Genomic DNA, 20353 nt, shown 5'->3' on the forward strand with positions numbered 1-20353 from the left:
CCACCGTTGTGGGCTACCCGGAAAACGTCCTGGCCAGGGACGAACATGTCGTGTTGCATCGACACCCGCATTGGAAGCGACTGCTGGGGCCGGTGCTGGTGCTGCTGCTGGCCAGTGCGGCGGCCGCGTTCGGCGCCGGCTGGGTCAATCAGACCGACTGGGACGACAACGCCAAGCGGATCATCTTCGGCGTCATCGCCGCGATCTGGCTGGTACTGGTCGGCTGGCTCACGGTGTGGCCGTTCCTGACCTGGTGGACAACACATTTTGTGATCACCGACCGGCGGGTGATGTTCCGCCACGGCCTGCTGACCCGCAGCGGCATCGACATCCCGCTGGCCCGGATCAACAGCGTCGAGTTCAAGCACGGCATCCTGGACCGGGTGCTGCGCACCGGCACGCTGATCATCGAATCGGCGTCACAGGATCCGCTGGAGTTCTACGACATTCCGCGAGTCGAGCAGGTGCACTCCCTGCTCTATCACGAAGTCTTCGACACCCTCGATTCCGAGGAATCGCCCAGCTGATCCGGCCCGCGCCGGCTGTGTAGCGGGGTCACCGTGCCGTTCTGGGCGTGCCCGACGCTGCGGCCGAGATGGCCGCCTCCGGCGGCGGGCCCATCTTGGCCCATATGCTCGTGGTGGTCCTCGAACGCCTCGGCGATACCGCCGGCGGTCAACGTGGACTCCAGTGCCTTCTCCGGGTTGCGGGCGAATTCGTCGGGGAAGACCCACCGGCGGAACGCCCAGAACCGGAACGCCATCTGCATCAGGTTGCCGATGATGTAGGCCGAGATGAAGTCCGCGATGTTCTCCACCGTCAGCGACACCTCGGGCACCCGCAGGCCCAGCACATAACTGGAGAAGTACAGCGGAGCCATGGCCAGCAGCACCCCGACACCGCTCACCCCGAAGAACAGCAGCGCCTCGTGGTGGCGTTCGCGGCCGCCGCGGTCCTTGAAGCTCCACTCCCGGTTCAGGATGTAGGAGGCGATGACGGCGACGATGCCCGCGATGATCTTGGCCGTCACCGGCTTGGGCTCCAGCACCGTCAACTTGAGGGTGTAGAAGATCGCCGAGTCGATGATGAACGTCGTCGCGCCGACCAGCGCGAACTTGATGAGCTCATGGTGCCGCTCGGCGAAGGGCCGGATCGGGCGGGGGAGCCGCGCAATCGTGGCATCAGCGAAGGACACGAAGATGCAGTCTACGTAAACCGCCAGCCCAACGTGAACCTGTGCAGGTCACCGCCGGTGCCGGTGGTTCGCGTGGCGGGTACGTCGGACATGACAACATATGTGCCGTGCCCCGAACGCCCAGTGCCTCCCGCGCGCCCACTGTCGTGATGATCGGCGGGGGCCAGCTCGCCAGAATGACCCACCAGGCCGCCATCGCGCTGGGGCAGACCCTGCGGGTGCTGGCCGCCGGCCCGGATGATCCCGCCGCCCAGGTCACCCCCGATGTGGTGATCGGCGCCCACACCGATCTGGACGCGCTGCGTCGGGCCGCCCAGGGTGTCGCGGCGCTGACCTTCGACCACGAGCATGTCCCGACCGAACACCTGGAGACGCTGGTCGCCGAGGGCGTGACGGTCGCGCCGCCGCCGCAGGCGCTCATCCACGCCCAGGACAAGCTGATCATGCGACGTCGGCTGGAGGCGCTCGGTGCGCCGATCCCGGCCTATACCGCGGTGCGCAGCATCGACGATGTCGACGCCTTCGCCCAGCGGACCGGGTCGGCGGTGGTGATCAAGACCGTCCGCGGCGGGTACGACGGCCGCGGTGTGGTGCTCGCCCGCGACCTGGACCATGCCCGGCAGACCGTCGCCGACTATCTGGCCGACGGTGTCGAGATCATGCTGGAGGAGCGGGTGACCTGGCGTCGCGAGCTCTCGGCGCTGGTGGCGCGCTCACCCTTCGGCCAGGGTGCGGCGTGGCCGGTGGTGCAGACGGTGCAGCGTGACGGAATCTGTGTGGAGGTCATCGCTCCGGCCCCCGATCTGCCCGCCGAGGTCGCGGCGAGTGCGGAGGCGCTGGGCCTGCGGTTGGCCGCCGAGCTCGGGGTGGTCGGTGTGCTGGCCGTCGAACTGTTCGAGACGGAGACCGGCAAGATCCTCGTCAACGAGCTGGCGATGCGCCCGCACAACTCGGGGCACTGGACCATGGACGGTGCGCGCACCAGCCAGTTCGAACAACACCTGCGCGCGGTGCTGGACTACCCGCTCGGGGACACCTCGGCGCTGGCCCCGGTGACGGTGATGGGCAATGTGCTGGGTGCCGCGCAGGCGCCGGAGATGTCGATGGACGAGCGGGTGCACCACCTGGCCGGGCGGATGCCCGATGCCAAGGTGCACCTGTACGGCAAGGGCGAGCGCCCGGGGCGCAAGATCGGGCACGTCAATATCGTGGGAGCGCCCGACGGGTCTCCTGATGACGCGGAATATGTTGCGGCACTGCGGGAACGGGCGCAGCGGGGGGCGCACTGGCTGTCGCATGCACAGTGGACCGACGGATGGGATGGACATTCATGACGACGAAGGCGATCCCGCGTGTCGGGGTCATCATGGGCAGTGACAGCGACTGGACGGTGATGGAGGCCGCCGTCGAGGCGTTGGCCGAATTCGACATCCCGTTCGAGATCGGTGTCGTCTCCGCGCACCGCACCCCGGCCCGGATGCTGGATTACGCCCAGCAGGCTGCCGGACGCGGTATCGAGGTCATCATCGCCGGGGCCGGTGGTGCGGCGCATCTGCCGGGCATGGTGGCCGCGGCCACGCCGCTGCCGGTGATCGGGGTGCCGGTCCCACTGGCCCGCCTGGACGGGATGGACTCACTGCTGTCGATCGTGCAGATGCCGGCCGGTGTCCCGGTGGCGACGGTGTCGATCGGCGGGGCCCGCAACGCCGGACTGCTGGCGGTGCGCATCCTCGGTGCCGGCGACCCCGCGTTGCGGGCGCGCATCGAGGCGTTCCAGGCCGATTTGGAGGCGATGGTGCTGGCCAAGGATTCCGCATTGCGGGACAGCTTGCTCGGTGATTGAGTGAATCGCGATTAACCGGCATATAGTTACCGGTGAGTAGCGAGGAGATCCAAGATGGTTGACAACCCGTCATTCGACCTGTTCCAGCTGTCCGACGAGCACAATGAGCTGCGCACCGTGCTGCGCTCGCTGTGTGAGAAGGAGATCGAGCCGTATGCCGCCGAGGTGGATGCGCAGGCGCGCTACACCGATGAGGCTCTTGCCGCACTGGACGGCTCTGGCTTCTCCGCCGTCTACATCCCCGAGGAGTACGGCGGCCAGGGTGCGGACGCGGTTGCGGCGTGCATCGTCATCGAAGAGGTCGCGCGGGTGTGCGCTTCGTCCTCGCTGATCCCGATCTGCAACAAGCTGGGCACCACCGGCCTGCTGATGCGCGGTTCCGAGGAGCTCAAGCACAAGGTGCTGCCCTCGATCGCCGCCGGTGAGGCCACCGCGTCGTATGCGCTGAGCGAGCGCGAGGCCGGCAGCGATGCCGGGGCGATGCGTACCCGGGCCGTCGCCGACGGCGACGACTGGATCCTCAACGGCACCAAGTGCTGGATCTCCAACGGCGGCAAGTCCACCTGGTACACCGTCATGGCGGTCACCGACCCGGACAAGGGTGCCAACGGCATCTCGGCGTTCATCGTGCACAAGGACGACGAGGGCTTCTCCGCAGGTCCGAAGGAACACAAGATGGGCATCAAGGGATCGCCCACCACCGAGCTGTACTTCGAGAACTGCCGCATCCCGGGGGACCGGATCATCGGCGAGCCCGGCACCGGGTTCAAGACCGCGTTGGCCACCCTGGACCACACCCGGCCGACCATCGGTGCGCAGGCCGTCGGTATCGCCCAGGGTGCGCTGGACGCGTCGATCGCCTACACCAAGGAACGTAAGCAGTTCGGCAAGTCGATCGCCGACTTCCAGAACACCCAGTTCATGCTGGCCGACATGGCGATGAAGATCGAGGCCGCCCGGCTGATGGTCTACACCGCCGCCGCCCGCGCGGAGCGGATGGAACCCAACCTGCAGTTCCTGGCGTCGGCCTCGAAGTGTTTCGCCTCCGATGTCGCGATGGAGGTGACCACCAACGCCGTGCAGCTGTTCGGTGGTTACGGCTACACCGTCGACTTCCCGGTCGAGCGGTTCATGCGTGATGCCAAGATCACCCAGATCTACGAGGGCACCAACCAGATCCAGCGTGTGGTGATGAGTCGCCAGCTGCTCCGCTGACTTTCCCCGCGAGGCGGGGGCACCTCCCGCTCGCGGGGGAATGCGAATGGTCGCAATTCCGTGGGGAATTGCGACCATTCGCGTCTGTTCGGCGTTCTACTTGAAGCGCTTGGCGACCTTCTGATACGTGCTGCGCAGCGCCTTGCTGCGGCGCGCGATGTGCACCGGATGCTTGGGTACCGGCACCAGCACACTGACCGGGTGCCCGACGAAGGTTGACTCGAACACCGCGGTCATGGTCTTACCGGCATAGGCGGCGTCGAGCACCCTGCGGTAACGGGCGGCGTATTCGGGCTGGGTGAACAGCACCTTGTTGTAGCCGATGTAGAACGGCACCAGCGCGCCGCCCTGCTCCAGATAGTGCACGGTGCCCACGCAGACGCCGGGCCACTGCTGGTTGAAGACATCGTCGGCGATCACGACGCCACCGTCGACCAGGCTCTTCTCGGACAGTCGCATATCGCTGAGGACGGTCTCCTGGGTATGTCCGCCGTCGACGGAGAACAGTCGCACCCCGGACATCTCGGGGATGTCGCCGGGCACGATCTGGGTCGAGTCACCCTGGTGGATGATCAGACCGTCCCGGTTGGCCCATTTGTCGAGGTGCTCCAGGAAGCGGTCGCGGTCGCCCTTACCCGATTGGTCGATATTGGCTTCCTGGTCCTCGAACAGGTCGATCGCAATGGCCGCTTCGCCCGGCTGCTGCAGCAGTTTCATCGCGATGAACAACTGTCCGTGGTGTACGCCGATCTCGGCGATCGGACCATTGATACCGGAGGCGCGCTGATGTTCGTCGACGGCGTGTAGCAACCCGATCGCCGACGACTCCGTATAGCCCTGCACACCTCGATGGCCGATATGGCGATACGCAGCGAACTTCATGGCGATGCTTTCCACTTGTCACAGGCTACTCATCCTGTCACAAGGTTCTCATCGCAGGCGCAAATGGCCTACTTTGAGTTTTGATATTGACGGCCAGGATATTTCATTCCTGAGTCGGCCGGAATATTCAGCCGCGGGTGACCTTCTCCATTTCACGGCGCCGGTCCAAACGTGTTGGATCCGGATGTGTCACCTGTACCAGCGACGCACCCGCCGCGAATACCGCCAGCAGATGCTCGATGAGCTCATCCGGGGTGTCCCACGTGGCGCTCGACAGCACCCGATCCTGCTCGGTGAGCCCCTGCGCCTGCCCCGCGGAGACGGCCGCGGCCACCACCTCGTCGGCGCCACGGCCGGCCAGCGCCGGCCCCGGTGCCCGCTCCGGCACGATCTGGTCGCCGTGCACCCGAACCGACGTGGCGTAATCGGTCACCCCGATCGGCAGATCGGGCACCGGCTTGCCGAACGGATCCAGCGACAGCGCCACGACCTCGCCGATTCCGACCGCGGCGTCGGCCTCGTCCAACCGGTCCGCGGTGCACATCGCCACATCCGCCTGGCCGGCCAGCACCGCCTCCGCGCCGATCCACCAGATACCGAGCAGCACCGCCGCGGTCTGCCAGTGCGCCGGCAGCAGCACCGCCACCCGGCTGCCCGGTCCCGCGCCGAGTTCGTCACGCAGCAGATTGGCCGTCTTGGCCGCCCAGTTGGCCAGCGTCACCGCCGACAGTTCGATGCGTTCGCCGGTGGCATCGTCGTAGTAGGTGATCCGCGGGCCGACCGGATCGCGCTTGAGCAGCGGATCCAGCAGTGCAGCGCTGACCGTCACGCCGGCGCTCACCTCAGTTCACGCACTGCGGGTCATCGGAACCGGCGGTGATGATCGGCGACGGCGGCGGGGGCGCGGTCTCGCCGGCGGACACCAGATCCTCGCCCTCGTAACCCTGATACCAATCCGTCGACGCCGGATCCGCCGACGCGGTGGTGGTGCCCTCCAGGCCGGAGCCGGGACCGGCGTAGTCGTCGGACAGCACCACCTGGACGGTGCCCGGTGCCATCGCCGGGTCCTCGACGACCATCAGATTGCCGAGCTGCTTGGCGACCGCCTGGGTGCCCAGGTCGTCGACGCTGGGGCCGCGGACCTGGCTGTTGGCCACCCGCTCGCCCTCGTGGTTGCCGACCGCCCCCGCGGTGAACCCGCCACCGGTCAGCACCTCGGAGACCGCCGAGGCCAGCCCGTTGACATCGGTGTCGTTGACGACGTCGACGGTGGTCTTGTCCGGTGAGTAGGCGACCTTCTCGGTATTGCCCTCGGCTTGCTCGTTGAGCAGGCTGTCCACCCACTCCTTCACCTGGTCCTGGTCGATGCGTACGACGCTCTGCATGCCGTCATCGCTCCACCCGTCCTCGCGCAGGATCGGAATGGTGGCGAACGCCACCGAGCCGGCGGCGATCTCCTGGAGTTGGGTGATGAAATCCATGATGTTCCAGCCGTCGGAGAGCACCACCGAGCGCTGGACCGCGGTCTGCAGCCGGTTCAGGGTGGCCGGGCTGGACAGCGTCTTGCCCGAGATCACCTCGTGGGCCAGCGACGCCATCACCGACTGCTGGCGGGTCACCCGGTCCAGGTCACCGCGCGGCAGGTCGTGACGTTGCCGGACGAAGCTCAAAGCCCTTGGGCCGTCCAGCTTCTGCCAGCCGGCCGGGAAGTCGGCGCCGGAAAGAGGTTCGTAGACAGGGTTTTTCAGGCAGACGTTGACACCGCCGAGGGCATCGGTGATCAGGCTGAAGCCCAGCAGGCCGATCTCGGCGTAGTGGTCGACGGTGACACCGGTCAGATACGCGACGGTCTCGATCAGTGCCTCGCGGCCCGCCTCGATACCTTTCTTCTCACCCTGGACCGGGTCCATGCCCTGAACCTCGATGAGGTCCTTCATGGTGGCGAGCTTGGCATCGCCGTAGACCCCGTTGATCTTCATCTTGCCCTGGTTGTCGGGCAGTTCGACGTAGGTGTCGCGCGGGATGGAGATGGCGGTGGCCGACTTCCCGTTGTTCGGGATGCGCACCAGGATGATGGTGTCGGTGTTGGTGGCCACATCGTCACCGACGCGCAGCGACGCCAATTCTTCGGGGGACAACGGGTTTCCGTGCGCATCGGTGCGGCTGTCGACGCCGACCAGCAGGATGTCGATCGCGCCGTCTTCACCGCCGCCGCCCAGGGCCGCCGAATTGACGTGGTGGATGCCGTCCTCGAACGAACGGATCGTGCTCCACGCCACGCCGGTGGACACCACCACCGCGACCGCGGCAATGACGCCGACCGTCCTGGTCAGCCGATTCTGCATCAGCCCAGGCTACTGTCCGGGGCTGCGATGTCCGCCCAAGCGCTCCGGCGTGCCAAGTCTTCGCGTGCGCGGATTGCCGGTAACGAGAACCGTTCAGCGAACGAAAGACGGAGCATCCGCCGGGTCTGACGGTGGGCCTCGAATCCCCGCGTGCGCAGGGCGTTCGAACGATGAGTGCACGAAAGGTCCGGTAAATTGGCGGTTATGCGGAAAACTCTGGGCAGGAAGCTGGGCCGCGCCGCGGTACTGGTTGCGTTGGTCACGTCGATGACCACGGTCGCACCGGCCCCCGCGTATGCGGTGACCGCGCCGGCCGACGGCTACGGGTTCGCCCAGGGCTACACCTGGGCGACGGGCAATCCGGGTGATTCGGCACGCGAGATCGCCGCGGTCGCCAAGACCGGAGCGTCCTGGGTGCGCCTGCCGCTGGACTGGGGCATCGTCGGCATCGGCCCGGGTGAATACAACTGGGGCTACTTCGACAGCCTGGTCAACGCCGCGAGCGCCAATGGCCTGCGCGTCCTCGGCCTGATCTCCAACACCCCGTTCTGGGCCCGGACCGAGGGGGCGCAGCTGCTGTTCCCGTCCTCGCCGCCCAAGAACTACGGCGACTTCGGCGCCTTCGCCGCCGCCGCGGCCAGCCGCTACGCCGGCAGGATCAATGCCTGGGAGGTCTGGAACGAGCCGAACCTCCCGCTGTTCATGGGCTTCGCCGACAACAAGGCCGTCCGCTACACCCAGATGCTCAAGGCCGCCTATCCGGCGATCAAGGGTGCCAACCCGGGTGCCACGGTCGTCGCCGCCGGGCTCAGCCCGCTGAACGGCCCCGACTCACCTCCGGGATTCCTGCAGCAGATGTACGCCGCGGGCGCCAAGGGTTCGTTCGATGCGGCCGCCGCACACCCGTACGTGTTCCCGGGTGGCCTGGCCGCCGACAGCAACAACGGCTGGTCCGATGTGCTGCGCATGCACGATGTGATGGTCGCCAACGGGGACGGTGGCAAGAAGATCTGGTTGACCGAGATGGGTGCCTCCACCTCCGACATCCCCGGCGACGGGGTGAGCCAGCAGGAGCAGGCCAAGCAGATCGTGGACGTGCTGGGTGCGGCGGCCGCCGTCGGCTGGGCCGGGCCTGCGTTCATCCACGCGGTGCGTGACCTGGACTCCAACAACCGCAATGACCGTGAGGCCAACTACGGCGCACTGCTCACCTCGGACTGGCAGCCCAAGGTCGCCGCCGGAGTGCTCGCCGGATAGCTCGGATGCCTGCCCGGATCGTCATCACCGGTGCGGGCGGGCAGGTCGGCCGGTTCCTGGCCGGCGAGCTGACCGCCCGCGGACGTGACTTCATCGCCTGTTCGTCGGCGCAGTGGGATATCGCCGCCGCTGACGCCGGCCGCGGGATCGTCGGCGCCGGTGACATCGTCGTCAACTGTGCGGCGCTGACGGCGGTCGACATCGCGGAGGCCGACGAGCCGCGGGCGTTCGCGGTCAACGCCGACGGCGCCGGCAACGTCGCCCGGACCTGTGCCGATGCGGGTGCCCGGCTGATCCACGTCTCCACCGACTATGTGTTCAGCGGTCGGTTTGACGGCACACCCCGGCCGTACGAGGTGGACGACGCGCCTGCTCCGCTCAGCGTGTACGGGCGCAGCAAGCTGGCGGGGGAGCGCGCGGTGCATGCGCTGCTGCCGTCGGCGCATGTGGTGCGCACGGCCTGGGTCTACACCGGCACGGGTGCGGATTTTGTCGGCACCATGCGCCGGCTGGCCGCCGAGCGGGACACTATCGACGTCGTCGCCGACCAGACCGGCTCGCCGACGTATGTGGCCGATCTGGTGGCCGCGCTGCTCGCCATCGCCGACGATCCGGTGCCCGCACCGGTGCTGCACGTCGCCAACACCGGGCCGGCCAGCCGTTATGAACTGGCCCGCGCGGTGTTCGCCGGGATCGACGCCGACCCGCAGCGCGTCCGGCCGGTGAGCACCGACGCGCACCCGCGGCCGGCGCCGCGACCGGTCTACTCCGCGCTGTCGACGGCGCGCTATGACGCTGCCCACAGCCCGATGCGGTCTTGGCAGGATGGCCTGGGTGCCGCCTTGACGGCACTGCGTGCATGACGGTTATCTACGTCGGTGGGCGACGAACTGGCTGGGCGCGGTGACTGACGAACTCAAGGTTGTGACCGTGACCTACTCACCGGGCCCGCATCTGGACCGCTTCCTGGCCTCGCTCGCGCACGCCACTGACCGGCCCGTCACGGTGATCATGGCCGACAACGGCTCCACCGACGGAGCGCCGGAGGAAGCCGAGCAGCGCTATCGGAATGCGGTCCTGCTGCGCACCGGGGGCAACCTCGGCTACGGCACCGCGGTCAACCGGGCCGTGCAGAAGTACGTCACCGACGGTGAATGGTTCATCGTCGCCAACCCCGACGTGCAATGGGGGCCGGGCAGCATCGACGAGTTGCTGGCGGCCGCCGAACGCTGGCCGACCGCGGGCTCGCTGGGGCCGTTGATCCGCGATCCCGATGGCACGGTGTATCCGTCGGCGCGCCACCAGCCCAGCCTGATCCGCGGCGGCATGCATGCGGTGGTGGGCCCGGTGTGGAAATCGAATCCGTGGACGGCGGCCTACCGGCAGGAGCGGCTGGAACCCAGCGAGCGTCCGGTGGGTTGGTTATCGGGTGCATGTCTGTTGTTGCGCCGCAGCGCTTTTGAACACATCGACGGTTTCGATGAGCGGTACTTCATGTACATGGAGGATGTCGATCTGGGGGACAGGCTGTCCCGCGGGGGCTGGCAGAACGTCTATGTGCCGACCGCCGAGATCCTGCACGACAAGGGACATTCCACCGGTCGCGATCCGGCGAAGAACCTGGCGGCACACCATCGCAGCACCTACACTTTCCTCGCTGACCGGCATTCGCAGTGGTGGCAGGCGCCGCTGAGGTGGTCGATCGCCGGCGCGCTGGCAACCCGTGCCGGTGTGGTGGTCCGGAACTCTCGACGTAAGCAGGCGAAAGGACGGCACTGAGCAATGGTCAATCCCGCAGAGGTCGATGCCGTCATCCTGGTCGGTGGCCAGGGCACCCGGCTGCGTCCGCTGACGTTGTCCGCACCGAAACCGATGTTGCCGACCGCGGGTCTGCCGTTCCTGACGCACCTGTTGTCGCGTATCGAGGCCTCGGGGATCCGGCACGTGGTGCTCGGCACCTCCTACAAGGCCGAGGTGTTCGAAGCCGCCTTCGGTGACGGGTCGAAGCTGGGCCTGGAGATCGACTACGTGGTCGAGGAGGAGGCGCTGGGCACCGGTGGCGGTATCGCCAACGTGGCCGACAAGCTGCGCCATGACACCACACTGGTGTTCAACGGCGATGTGCTCTCCGGTGCCGATCTGGGGGCACTGCTGAACTGCCACTCGCAGCATCAGGCCGATGTGACGCTGCACCTGGTCCGGGTCAGCGATCCGCGGGCGTTCGGTTGTGTGCCCACCGACGAGAACCAGCGGGTGACGGCCTTCCTGGAGAAGACCCAGGACCCGCCGACCGATCAGATCAACGCGGGTTGTTATGTGTTCCAGCGCTCGGTCATCGACGAGATCCCGAAGGGGCGGGCGCTGTCGGTGGAGCGCGAGGTGTTTCCGAACCTGCTGGCCGAGGACCGCAAGGTGTGCGGCTATGTCGACGCCACCTACTGGCGCGATATGGGGACCCCCGACGATTTTGTGCGCGGCTCAGCCGATTTGGTGCGCGGTATCGCACCCTCGCCTGCGCTGCAGCATCAGCGCGGTGAGTTCCTGATCCACGACGGTGCGGCCGTGTCGCCGGGGGCACTGCTGCTCGGTGGCACCGTGATCGGCCGCGGTGCCGAGATCGGCGCCGGCGCACGCCTGGACGGTGCGGTCATCTTCGACGGGGTACGCGTCGAGGCCGGCGCTGTGATCGAGCGGTCCATCATCGGCTTCGGTGCCCGGATCGGTCCGCGGGCGTTGATCCGGGACGGGGTGATCGGTGACGGCGCCGATATCGGGGCGCGCTGCGAACTGCTGCGCGGTGCCCGGGTATGGCCGGGTGTGACGATCCCCGACGGCGGTATCCGCTACTCCACCGACGTCTGAGCGATCCGGGCCCGCGCAGCGACGGCCAGTGCGTCCAGCGACGGGTCGCCGGGTGGCATCGCGTCGAGGCGCCACCAGCGCAGGTCCAATGACTCGTCGCTGCGCACGATCTCGGCGCCGGCCGGTGCCCGCACCACGAACTGCAGATCCAGATGCCGGGTGGGCACACCCAGCGAGCAGGTGAGCGGGTGCACATGGACCGCCACGAGGTCGGGATCGATGTGCAGGCCCGCGATACCGGATTCCTCCTGCGCCTCGCGCAGCGCGGCGGCCAGGATATCGGAATCGCCGTCCTCACAATGCCCGCCGAGCTGTAACCACCGACCGACCCGCGGGTGCAGGGTCAGTAGCGCCCGCGTCCCGGTGTCGTCGAGCACCAGTGCCGAGGCGGTGATGTGACCCGGTTCGCAGGCGCGCCGGCAGGCGTCGGGGCGGGCCAGCACGAAGGCCAGCACCGCATGCCGCAGCGCGTCCTGGTCGGGATCGGCTGTCTGCCAGCGCGTCAGCGTGTCGACGACCGAACTGTGCAGGGTCACCGGAGGTGCAACAGTCCGTCGGTGGGCACCGGATCGCGGACACCGGCCGGCTCGGCCGGGTAGCCGATCGCGATGGCGCCCAACGGTTCCCAGTCGGCGGGGATGTCGAGTTCGGTGCGCACGATACCGGCGGCGAAGATGGTGGAGCCGATCCAGCAGCTGCCGACCTCGCGGACGGCCAAGGCCACCAGCAGCCCCTGCACGGCCGCACCGGCCGCAACGGTGAACATGGTGTGCTCGGCGGCGGTGCGGGCCGCATCCGGATAGCTGTGCGCGCCATCGGGAACCATGAACGGGATGACGAGTTCGGGCGCGTCGTAGAGGATCTGGCCGCGCCCGACACGTTTGGTGACCTGCTCGGGTGTGCGCCCGTCGCCGGCCAGATCGGCTTCCCATTGTGCCTTCATGGCATCGAGGAGTCGGCTGCGGTTGGCCGGGTCGCGCACCCAGACGAATCGCACCGGGCGGGTGTGGTGCGGGGCGGGTGCGGTGAGGGCCTCGGCGACGGCCTCTTCGATCAGCTCGGCGGGCACCTGCGTGGCGTCGAAGCGGCGCACCGACCGGCGCAGCAGCTGGGCCTGGCGGCGGCCCAGATCGATGGCCTCGGCGGTGCCGAGCCAGAACAGGTCCTCATCGCCGGCCCGCACCAGGGTGTGGCCGTTGGAGCCATCGTCGTGCAGCCTCAGCCCGCGCACCACCGCCACCGGGATGCCGGTCAGCTTGCCCTTGACCAGATCGGCTGCGGCGGCGAGCTCGTCGGCGACGGCGATCTCGGTGACGATGAGTTCGTTGCCGTGCACATCCTGGGCGCCGGCGTAACCGTGCAGCACGGTCAGGCCGGCCGCACCGATGGCGACATCGGTCTGTCCGTTGCGCCAGGCCCGTCCCATCGTGTCGGTGACCACGATGCCGACCCGCACCCCGAGGCGTGCCGCCAGCGTGGCGCGCAGGGCCGCGGCGCTGCCATCCGGATCGACCGGCAGCAGCGCGAGTTCGGCGGCGTCGACGTTGGATCCGTCCACGCCCGCGGCCGCCTGGACGAGGCCGATGGCGTTCTCGGTGATCAGCGTGCGGCCCTTGCGGGCAACCACCCGGACGGCTTCGTCGTCGATGAGTCTGCGACGCAGGGCATCCCGAAGCTCAGGGTCGGTGGGGGCGGCGACGATGCGGCCTTCGGTCTTGGACAGCACCTTGCTGGTGATGACCACCACATCGTCATCACGCAACCAGTCGGCCGCCGCGGCGATGGCCGCACCGACATCGTCGCCGGGGCGGAACTCGGGCAGGCCGGTGACCGGAATGACTTCCAGTGCCGCCGAACTGCCATGCTCGGTCACAGCTGCAGTCCCGCCAATTGCAGACCGGCGCGCACCATCTCCGCGGTGACCGCCGGGTCGGTCATCAGCAGCGGGGCCTGGGCCACGGTGAGGCCCTCGATCTCCGCGGTGTCACCCTCGTGCACCAACCAGCCGTCCAGGATGCCGGTGCCGCTGCGCGCGCCGAAGTGCCGACCGACGGCCTCCGACGAGGATTCGACGCCGATCACCGCGAGGCATTCGTCGGCCATACCGCGCAACGGCTTTCCGGCGACGATCGGCGAGTAGCCGATGACCGGTGCCGCGGTGGAACGCAGAGCGCCGCGGATGCCGCCGACGGTGAGGATCGTGCCGATGCTGACAACCGGGTTGGACGGTGCGATCAAAACCACATCGGCACCATTGATCGCTTCCGTCACACCCGGTGCGGCAGTGGCCTTGTCGGATCCGACGAAGGCGAAGCTGTGCGTCTCGACTCGCGCGCGGTAGCGGACCCACCACTCCTGGAAGTGGATGGCCTTACGGTCACCGTCGGCTGGATCGGTGATCACGACATGGGTCTCGCTGCGGTCGTCGGTGGCCGGCAGCAAACTTGCGCCCGGTTTCCAGCGGTCACACAATGCCTCGGTGACCTGCGACAGCGGGTACCCGGCCCGCAGCATCTGGGTACGCACCAGATGGGTGGCCAGATCGCGGTCACCCAGGCCGAACCAGTCGGGTTGCACGCCGTAGGCGGCGAGTTCCTCCTTGGCGTGCCAGGTTTCGCCGCGGTGACCCCAGCCACGCTCGGGATCGATACCGCCGCCGAGGGTGTACATGCAGGTATCGAGGTCCGGGCAGATGCGTACGCCGAACATCCAGGCGTCATCGCCGACGTTGACGACAGCTGTCAATTCGTGTTCGCCGGCGCCGTCGTGTTGGATGGAGGAGTCGGCAAACTGGCCCAGGCGCAGAAGATGCTGGACTCCCAGCAGGAATCGGGCGCCACCCACGCCGCCGACCAGAACGGTGACCTTCACGCTCTCAGACCCTAGGCCCTGCACCACTCTTCGTCGTCGCCGCCCGGGTGTGGCGAACACGCCGGAGCGCGGACACGCCGGATCTATGTCACGAGATGGTATGAAAAACGGCCATTCCGCTTGACCGTGACAGCTAACGCGTGTCTAATCACATCAGTGTCATTTCAGGTTCGCCCGCCGGTTTCGGTGGCGCAGACCGGGATTCGATCATTTGTTCGAATGGGGATGGCCGGACATCACAATAGTGATAGCTGGGGTAGTGCTGGAGGGGTTGAGTTTTCGTGATCCAGCAGGGGCTCCACCCGAGGGAACAACCAATAGGTGAGGAGGCGGAACATGTCTTTTGAGCAGGTCGATCTCGACCGCGTGCTCCGGTTCGACAACCGGATGCTCGGTTCAGTGGGCAGTGCACCGCACACCACTACCGGTCCGGAATCGAACGAAGTGATCGCACGTCCGCAGTTGAGTCTGGTGCCGGACCGTATCGACGGTGCCGCGGTGCCCGCAGACGACGACGATGATCAGTGGCAGGAGCGCGGACTGTGCGCGCAAACCGATCCCGAGGCGTTCTTCCCCGAGAAGGGCGGCTCGACCCGCGAGGCCAAGCGCATCTGCCAGGGGTGCGAGGTGCGCGACCGCTGCCTGGAGTACGCCCTGGCCAACGATGAGCGCTTCGGCATCTGGGGTGGGCTGTCCGAGCGGGAACGCCGGCGCCTCAAGCGCGGCATCATCTGACGCCTGCGCGTCAGTCGGTCTCAATCCTCGCTGAGTGGCGCGTCGATGACATCCGGGTCGACACCCAGATAGGTGGCCACCTGGGCCACCAGCACCTCATGCAACAGCTCGGCGAGTTCGTCGGTGTCCTTTGCCCGACGCTCGATGGGCTTGCGGAACAACACAATTCGTGCCCTGGTGGAGTTTCCGCGAACGTCCACGCCGGCCGGTATCAAGCGCGCCAACGCGATCGGTCCGTCCGCGACCACCTCCGGTGGCCACTGCACACTGTCCGGATCCTTGGGCGCGATGCGCGGAATCTCATCGACGGCGACGTCCAGGGTCGACACCCGACTGTGCCACCGTCGCTCGATCGGCTCGTAGGCCTCCAGCACCGCCATGTCGAAACGCTCGCCGCGACTGCGCCAACCCGGCACCGTCTGCGGCAACAACGGGCCACGCATTCCGCGTCCGCGGCGGGATCCCCGATGGTTGCGCTGCGCCACGGGACAGATGGTAACGGTTCTCAGATCGACCGGTAACGGTTGGAGATCGGCCCACCGCCACGCGCGTGTCCGGACGCCCGAGACGGTGCCGCACGATAATCTTCCCTGCGTGAACGTTCCCCGTCGCTGCTGCAGGCCAGGTTGCCCGCACTACGCCGTGGCGACGCTGACCTTCGTCTACTCGGACTCGACAGCGGTCGTCGGACCGCTGGCCACCGTCTCCGAGCCGCATTCCTGGGACCTGTGCGTCGTACATGCCGGGCGGATCACCGCCCCGCGGGGGTGGGAGTTGGTGCGCCACGCCGGCCCACTGCCCGCCCACCCCGATGACGACGATCTGGTCGCCCTCGCCGACGCCGTCCGCGAGGGTCGCGAGGGCCTCCCGTCCACGGTCAACGGCGTCACCGCCGGATTCTCCGACCCCGGTACCGGGCTGCCCGGCGGCTCGCTGATGGCGCCCCCGGTCCGCAGGCCCGAGCCCAACGGTCGCCGGCGGGGTCATCTGCGGGTGCTGCCGGATCCACCGGAGACCTCGTCCGAATAACGTGGGCCGAACGGCGAAGCACAAATCCTCTTCCGGCTCCTGACGGGACCTGCGGCGGCGGCGGTGGCTAGCTACTAGGCTGGCTCGCAGAGCAGTACCCCCGAATCCCCGTCGCAACAGAGAGCGAGGAGAGCCATGTCTCGGCCCGCTGAGGCTGTCCACGCTGTCATCAAGGCCTACGACGTGCGGGGTCTGGTCGGAGAGCAGATCGACGACGCCTTCGTCCGCGATGTGGGCGGCGCATTCGCCCGGTTGGTCCGCGACGAGGGCGCCGGCACCGTCGACACCGTCGTGATCGGCCACGATATGCGGGCCAGCTCACCGGCCCTGTCGAATGCGTTCGCCGAAGGGGTCATCGCGCAGGGCCTCGATGTGGTGCGCATCGGGCTGGCGTCCACCGACCAGCTGTACTTCGCCTCCGGTCTGCTGGACTGTCCCGGCGCCATGTTCACCGCCAGCCACAACCCGGCCGCCTACAACGGCATCAAGCTGTGCCGGGCCGGGGCCAAACCGGTCGGTCGCGAAACCGGACTGGCGACGGTCGCTACGGAGGTGATCAACGGCGTCCCGGCATACGACGGTGCCGCCGGCACGATCACCGACCGGGATGTGCTCGCCGAGTACGGCGAATTCCTGCGCTCCCTGGTCGACCTCGCGGCCATGCGGCCGTTGCGGGTCGCCGTCGACGCCGGCAACGGGATGGGCGGGCACACCACCCCGGCGGTGCTCGAGGCCATACCGGGCATCACCATCCTGCCGCTGTACTTCGAGCTCGACGGGACGTTCCCCAACCACGAGGCCAACCCGCTGGACCCGGCCAACCTGGTCGATCTGCAGAAGCATGTGCTCGACACAGGAGCCGATATCGGCCTGGCCTTCGATGGTGACGCCGACCGCTGCTTCGTCGTCGACGAGAAAGGCCTGGCCGTGTCACCGTCCGCGGTGACCGCTCTGGTGGCCGGCCGCGAGCTGGGCCGAGAGATCGGTGCGACGGTGATCCACAACCTGATCACCTCGCGTGCGGTGCCGGAGTTGATCACCGAACGGGGCGGCACCGCGGTGCGCTCGCGCGTCGGGCACTCCTACATCAAGGCGTTGATGGCTGACACCGGGGCGATCTTCGGCGGCGAACATTCGGCGCACTATTACTTCCGCGATTTCTGGGGTGCGGACTCCGGCATGCTGGCCGCGCTGCACGTGCTGGCGGCACTCGGCGAGCAGGCACGTCCGCTGTCCGAACTGATGGCCGACTACCAGCGCTACGAGGCATCCGGCGAGATCAACTTCACCGTCACCGATGCGCCGGCGACCGTCGACGCGGTGCTCAGCACCTTCGGCAGTCGTATCCAGTCGCTGGATCACCTCGACGGTGTGACGGTCGACCTCGGGGACGGCGCCTGGTTCAACCTGCGCACCTCCAACACCGAACCGCTGCTGCGGCTCAACGTCGAGGCCCGCACCAGCGAGGAGGTCGCCGCGGTGGTCGACGAGGTGGCCGGCGTGATCGCCACGCTCATCGAGGCGGCGAGCGAGCCGGCACCATGACCGCCCGGGCCGCCACCATCGACCTCGACGATGTCGAGGGTCTGCTGGCTGCCGACCGGGACGGGTTGTTACGGGCGGCGGCGATGGCCGGCGCCCAGGTACGGGCGACAGCCGCCGCCGTCGACGAGGGCGCGCTGGATTCGGTACGCGCCGGCGGGGTTCCGCGCACGCTGATCTGGGTGGCCGATTCGGGTCCGGCCCGCTCGGCCGGTTCGATGCTGGCCGGTGCACTGGGCGGTGCCACCGGGGTACCGATCGTGGTGACCGCCGAGGTGCCACCGTGGACCGGCGCGCTCGACGTGGTGGTGGTGGCCGGCGCCGACGCGGGGGATCCGGTGCTGGTGTCGGCCGCGGCGACCGGGGTGCGCCGGGGTGCGCGGGTCGTCGTGGTGGCACCACACGAGGGGCCGCTGCGCGAGGTGACGGCGGGTCGCGCGGCGGTGCTGGCACCGCGGCTTCCGGTGCCCGAGGAGTTCGGCCTGACCCGATACCTGGCCGCCGGGGTGGCCATCCTGGCGGTGCTCGACCCCGGTCTGCGGGTCGATATCGGCGCACTCGCCGACGAACTGGACGCCGAGGCGCTGCGCAACAGCGCCACCCGCGAGCTGTTCACCAACCCGGCAAAGACACTGGCCGAGCGGCTGGCCGGCCGCGAGGTGGTGCTGGCCGGGGATACCGCGGCGACGCTCGCGCTGGCGCAGCACAGCGCGGCGGTGTTGCTGCGGGTGGCGCGGCAGGTGGTGGCCGCGGTGGGGCTGACCGATGCCCTCGGCGCACTGAGTCAGATCAACGCCGTCCCGGTGGACTACGAGACGGCGCTGTTCCACGACGAGGAACTCGACGGTCCGCTGCCTGCGCGGGTACGGACCGTGGTGCTGACCTCCGATGAACAGCGGCCCGTGGTGGTGGCCCGCACCGAGGGTTTCGCCGATCTGGACGTGGTCAGTGCCGATGACGTGCCCGATATTGCCACCCCGGTGACCGGCAGCCGCCCCGAGCAGCAGCTGGCCACCGTGGCGGTGCGGTTGGAGATGACTGCCGTGTACCTGCGACTGGTGCGAGGTTGACAGCGTGAACCTGCTCCGTGGAGCCATCCGTAAATACGCGTGGGGGTCACGCACCGCGATCGCCGAGTTCACCGGAAGGCCCAGTCCCACTGCGAATCCCGAGGCCGAGCTGTGGTTGGGTGCGCATCCCGGTGATCCGGCCCATCTGGCCACCGACACCGGTGAGCACTCACTGCTGGACGTGATCGGCGCCGATCCCGACGGTCAACTCGGCGGTGCGACGCGCGCCCGGTTCGGTGACAGTCTGCCGTTCCTGGCCAAGGTGCTCGCGGCCGACGAACCGCTGTCGCTGCAGGCTCACCCCAGCGCGCAGCAGGCCGTGCAGGGGTTCGAGTTGGAGAACCACCTCGGTATCCCGGTCACGGCGCCTACGCGTAACTATCGCGACCGCAGCCACAAGCCGGAGATCATCATCGCGCTCGGCCCCTTCGACGCGCTGGCCGGGTTCCGGCCCGCGGCGCGCAGCGCGGAATTCATGCGGGCGCTGGCGGTCTCGGACCTGGACCCGTTCATCACACTGCTCAAGGACCAGTCCGACGCCGACGGTCTGCGTGCACTGTTCACCACCTGGATCACCTTCCCGCAGCCCGATCTGGACGTGCTGGTGCCCGCGGTGCTCGACGGCGCGATCAATTACATCCGGTCCGGCGAAACGGCTTTCGAGGCCGAGGCGAAGACCGTCCTGGAATTGGGGGAGCGCTACCCCGGGGACGCCGGGGTGCTGGCGGCGATGCTGCTCAACCGCATCACCTTGGCGCCGGGCGAGGCGATCTACCTGCCGGCCGGGAACCTGCACGCCTACCTGCACGGGGTCGGCTTCGAAGTGATGGCCAACTCCGACAACGTGTTACGCGGTGGGTTGACCCCCAAGCACGTCGACGTGCCCGAGTTGCTGCGGGTGCTGGATTTCACGCCCACCGACGATGCACCGATCCTGCCGCGGGTCCTCCGCGGTGGGGCCGAGCTCGTCTACGACACCCCGGCCCCGGAGTTCGCGGTGTCGGTGCTGCAGGTGACCGGCGATCAGGTCGGTCATGAGATCGATGCGCCGGCCGAACACGACGGTCCGCAGATCCTGCTGGCCATCGAGGGCACGGTGACGGTGCATTCCAAGACCGACGTGGTGACGCTGACCCGCGGTGAATCGGCCTGGGTCGCCGCCGATGACGGCCCGGTGCGGCTGGTGGCCGCCGAACCCGCCCGGGTGTTCCGGGTGACCGTCGGTATCTGACGGGCTTCTTGCGCCGCCGATGCGCTGGGACGGGCATCACGCGCAATTGCGTGTGCGCAGCCGTGCGCCCCTTGCTTCCCGCTGGGGGCCGTACCTGCCCGTGGACGGGGCCTGCGTACGTGAGTTCAGTCGAAGCCGAGGTCGGGGCGATTCGGCGGAAGTGACGTAGGCCGCGCGACGCGCGGGACGTACGTGGGTTCAGTCAAAGCTGGGGTCAGCGCGATTCGGCGGATATGAGGGCGACCCGGCACGACGTGCGCGTTTTACAAAGCATCA

Annotated in this window: 21 protein-coding genes; 13 read left to right on the forward strand and 8 right to left on the reverse strand. The window is 68.1% G+C overall.

The window, feature by feature from the left end; translation table 11 throughout:
• The first annotated feature begins 8 nt into the window (after positions 1-8).
• Positions 9-527: a PH domain-containing protein gene (locus ACLBYA_RS15510; protein ID WP_447710305.1), complete on the forward strand. Its 519-nt coding sequence runs from the start codon at positions 9-11 to the stop codon at positions 525-527.
• On the opposite strand, the gene ACLBYA_RS15515 is transcribed toward ACLBYA_RS15510, so the two are convergent.
• Complete coding sequence (locus tag ACLBYA_RS15515; protein WP_447710306.1) at positions 482-1195, reverse strand: GtrA family protein; 714 nt, start codon at positions 1193-1195, stop codon at positions 482-484. The genes ACLBYA_RS15510 and ACLBYA_RS15515 overlap by 46 nt on opposite strands.
• Positions 1196-1293: 98 nt before the next feature.
• On the opposite strand from ACLBYA_RS15515, the gene ACLBYA_RS15520 reads away from it, so the two are divergent.
• The 3 genes from ACLBYA_RS15520 to ACLBYA_RS15530 are packed head-to-tail and all read left to right on the forward strand — an operon-like array spanning position 1294 to position 4253.
• Entirely contained in the window at positions 1294-2529 is a 1236-nt protein-coding gene (locus ACLBYA_RS15520) for a 5-(carboxyamino)imidazole ribonucleotide synthase (RefSeq protein ID WP_447710406.1), read from the forward strand.
• On the forward strand, positions 2526-3038 hold the full coding sequence (gene purE / locus ACLBYA_RS15525) for a 5-(carboxyamino)imidazole ribonucleotide mutase (protein ID WP_447710307.1): 513 nt from the start codon (positions 2526-2528) through the stop codon (positions 3036-3038). The genes ACLBYA_RS15520 and purE overlap by 4 nt, the downstream gene beginning before the upstream one ends.
• A 54-nt stretch (positions 3039-3092) precedes the next feature.
• Positions 3093-4253 carry an acyl-CoA dehydrogenase gene (locus tag ACLBYA_RS15530; RefSeq protein WP_447710308.1) on the forward strand — a complete coding sequence of 387 codons (1161 nt, stop codon included), beginning with the start codon at positions 3093-3095 and terminating at the stop codon, positions 4251-4253.
• A gap of 96 nt (positions 4254-4349) precedes the next feature.
• Here the strand turns inward: ACLBYA_RS15530 and ACLBYA_RS15535 are convergent, their stop codons facing one another.
• From ACLBYA_RS15535 to ACLBYA_RS15545, 3 genes are all read right to left on the reverse strand, one after another.
• A complete protein-coding gene (locus ACLBYA_RS15535) occupies positions 4350-5150 on the reverse strand; it encodes a class I SAM-dependent methyltransferase (protein WP_447710309.1) in 801 nt (266 codons plus the stop codon).
• A gap of 112 nt (positions 5151-5262) precedes the next feature.
• Positions 5263-5964, reverse strand: coding sequence for a TIGR03089 family protein (locus tag ACLBYA_RS15540; protein ID WP_447710310.1), 702 nt, complete (start codon positions 5962-5964; stop codon positions 5263-5265).
• Between the two features lie 13 nt (positions 5965-5977).
• Positions 5978-7480 (reverse strand): LCP family protein, encoded by a 1503-nt coding sequence (locus ACLBYA_RS15545; RefSeq protein ID WP_447710311.1) that lies wholly within the window; start codon positions 7478-7480, stop codon positions 5978-5980.
• Positions 7481-7684: 204 nt separating this feature from the next.
• On the opposite strand from ACLBYA_RS15545, the gene ACLBYA_RS15550 reads away from it, so the two are divergent.
• From ACLBYA_RS15550 to ACLBYA_RS15565, 4 genes are read left to right on the forward strand one after another with little or no spacing between them, the layout of a single operon-like run.
• Positions 7685-8737 (forward strand): hypothetical protein, encoded by a 1053-nt coding sequence (locus ACLBYA_RS15550; protein ID WP_447710312.1) that lies wholly within the window; start codon positions 7685-7687, stop codon positions 8735-8737.
• A 5-nt stretch (positions 8738-8742) separates the two neighbouring features.
• Positions 8743-9600 carry a dTDP-4-dehydrorhamnose reductase gene (rfbD, locus tag ACLBYA_RS15555; protein ID WP_447710313.1) on the forward strand — a complete coding sequence of 286 codons (858 nt, stop codon included), beginning with the start codon at positions 8743-8745 and terminating at the stop codon, positions 9598-9600.
• Between the two features lie 40 nt (positions 9601-9640).
• The gene (locus ACLBYA_RS15560; protein ID WP_447710314.1) at positions 9641-10516 is read left to right on the forward strand and encodes a glycosyltransferase family 2 protein; all 876 of its coding nucleotides are present in this window, start codon (positions 9641-9643) and stop codon (positions 10514-10516) included.
• A 3-nt stretch (positions 10517-10519) separates the two neighbouring features.
• Positions 10520-11599: a sugar phosphate nucleotidyltransferase gene (locus ACLBYA_RS15565; RefSeq protein WP_447710315.1), complete on the forward strand. Its 1080-nt coding sequence runs from the start codon at positions 10520-10522 to the stop codon at positions 11597-11599.
• Here the strand turns inward: ACLBYA_RS15565 and ACLBYA_RS15570 are convergent.
• Genes ACLBYA_RS15570 through cofD form a run of 3 tightly spaced genes read right to left on the reverse strand, consistent with a single transcriptional unit; the run spans position 11581 to position 14470 of the window.
• Positions 11581-12135, reverse strand: a complete 555-nt coding sequence (locus ACLBYA_RS15570) for an NUDIX hydrolase (protein WP_447710316.1) — start codon at positions 12133-12135, stop codon at positions 11581-11583. The genes ACLBYA_RS15565 and ACLBYA_RS15570 overlap by 19 nt on opposite strands.
• Positions 12132-13472, reverse strand: coding sequence for a coenzyme F420-0:L-glutamate ligase (locus ACLBYA_RS15575; RefSeq protein WP_447710317.1), 1341 nt, complete (start codon positions 13470-13472; stop codon positions 12132-12134). The genes ACLBYA_RS15570 and ACLBYA_RS15575 overlap by 4 nt, the downstream gene beginning before the upstream one ends.
• On the reverse strand, positions 13469-14470 hold the full coding sequence (cofD, locus tag ACLBYA_RS15580; protein WP_447710318.1) for a 2-phospho-L-lactate transferase: 1002 nt from the start codon (positions 14468-14470) through the stop codon (positions 13469-13471). The genes ACLBYA_RS15575 and cofD overlap by 4 nt, the downstream gene beginning before the upstream one ends.
• A 468-nt stretch (positions 14471-14938) precedes the next feature.
• Here cofD and ACLBYA_RS15585 point away from each other — a divergent pair, with 468 nt between their 5' ends.
• Positions 14939-15205 carry a WhiB family transcriptional regulator gene (locus ACLBYA_RS15585; RefSeq protein ID WP_447710407.1) on the forward strand — a complete coding sequence of 89 codons (267 nt, stop codon included), beginning with the start codon at positions 14939-14941 and terminating at the stop codon, positions 15203-15205.
• 20 nt (positions 15206-15225) lie between these two features.
• Here ACLBYA_RS15585 and ACLBYA_RS15590 read toward each other — a convergent pair whose 3' ends face one another.
• Positions 15226-15648 (reverse strand): metallopeptidase family protein, encoded by a 423-nt coding sequence (locus tag ACLBYA_RS15590; protein ID WP_447710408.1) that lies wholly within the window; start codon positions 15646-15648, stop codon positions 15226-15228.
• A 151-nt stretch (positions 15649-15799) separates the two neighbouring features.
• On the opposite strand from ACLBYA_RS15590, the gene ACLBYA_RS15595 reads away from it, so the two are divergent.
• From ACLBYA_RS15595 to manA, 4 genes are all read left to right on the forward strand, one after another.
• Positions 15800-16234: a DUF3499 domain-containing protein gene (locus ACLBYA_RS15595; protein WP_447710319.1), complete on the forward strand. Its 435-nt coding sequence runs from the start codon at positions 15800-15802 to the stop codon at positions 16232-16234.
• Between the two features lie 135 nt (positions 16235-16369).
• Complete coding sequence (locus tag ACLBYA_RS15600; RefSeq protein WP_447710320.1) at positions 16370-17779, forward strand: phosphomannomutase/phosphoglucomutase; 1410 nt, start codon at positions 16370-16372, stop codon at positions 17777-17779.
• A complete protein-coding gene (locus ACLBYA_RS15605) occupies positions 17776-18846 on the forward strand; it encodes a TobH protein (protein WP_447710321.1) in 1071 nt (356 codons plus the stop codon). Before ACLBYA_RS15600 ends, ACLBYA_RS15605 begins: the two co-directional genes overlap by 4 nt.
• A gap of 4 nt (positions 18847-18850) precedes the next feature.
• The gene (gene manA / locus ACLBYA_RS15610; RefSeq protein ID WP_447710322.1) at positions 18851-20077 is read left to right on the forward strand and encodes a mannose-6-phosphate isomerase, class I; all 1227 of its coding nucleotides are present in this window, start codon (positions 18851-18853) and stop codon (positions 20075-20077) included.
• Positions 20078-20353: the final 276 nt, after the last annotated feature.

The sequence above is a fragment of the Mycobacterium sp. C31M genome (assembly GCF_053345865.1).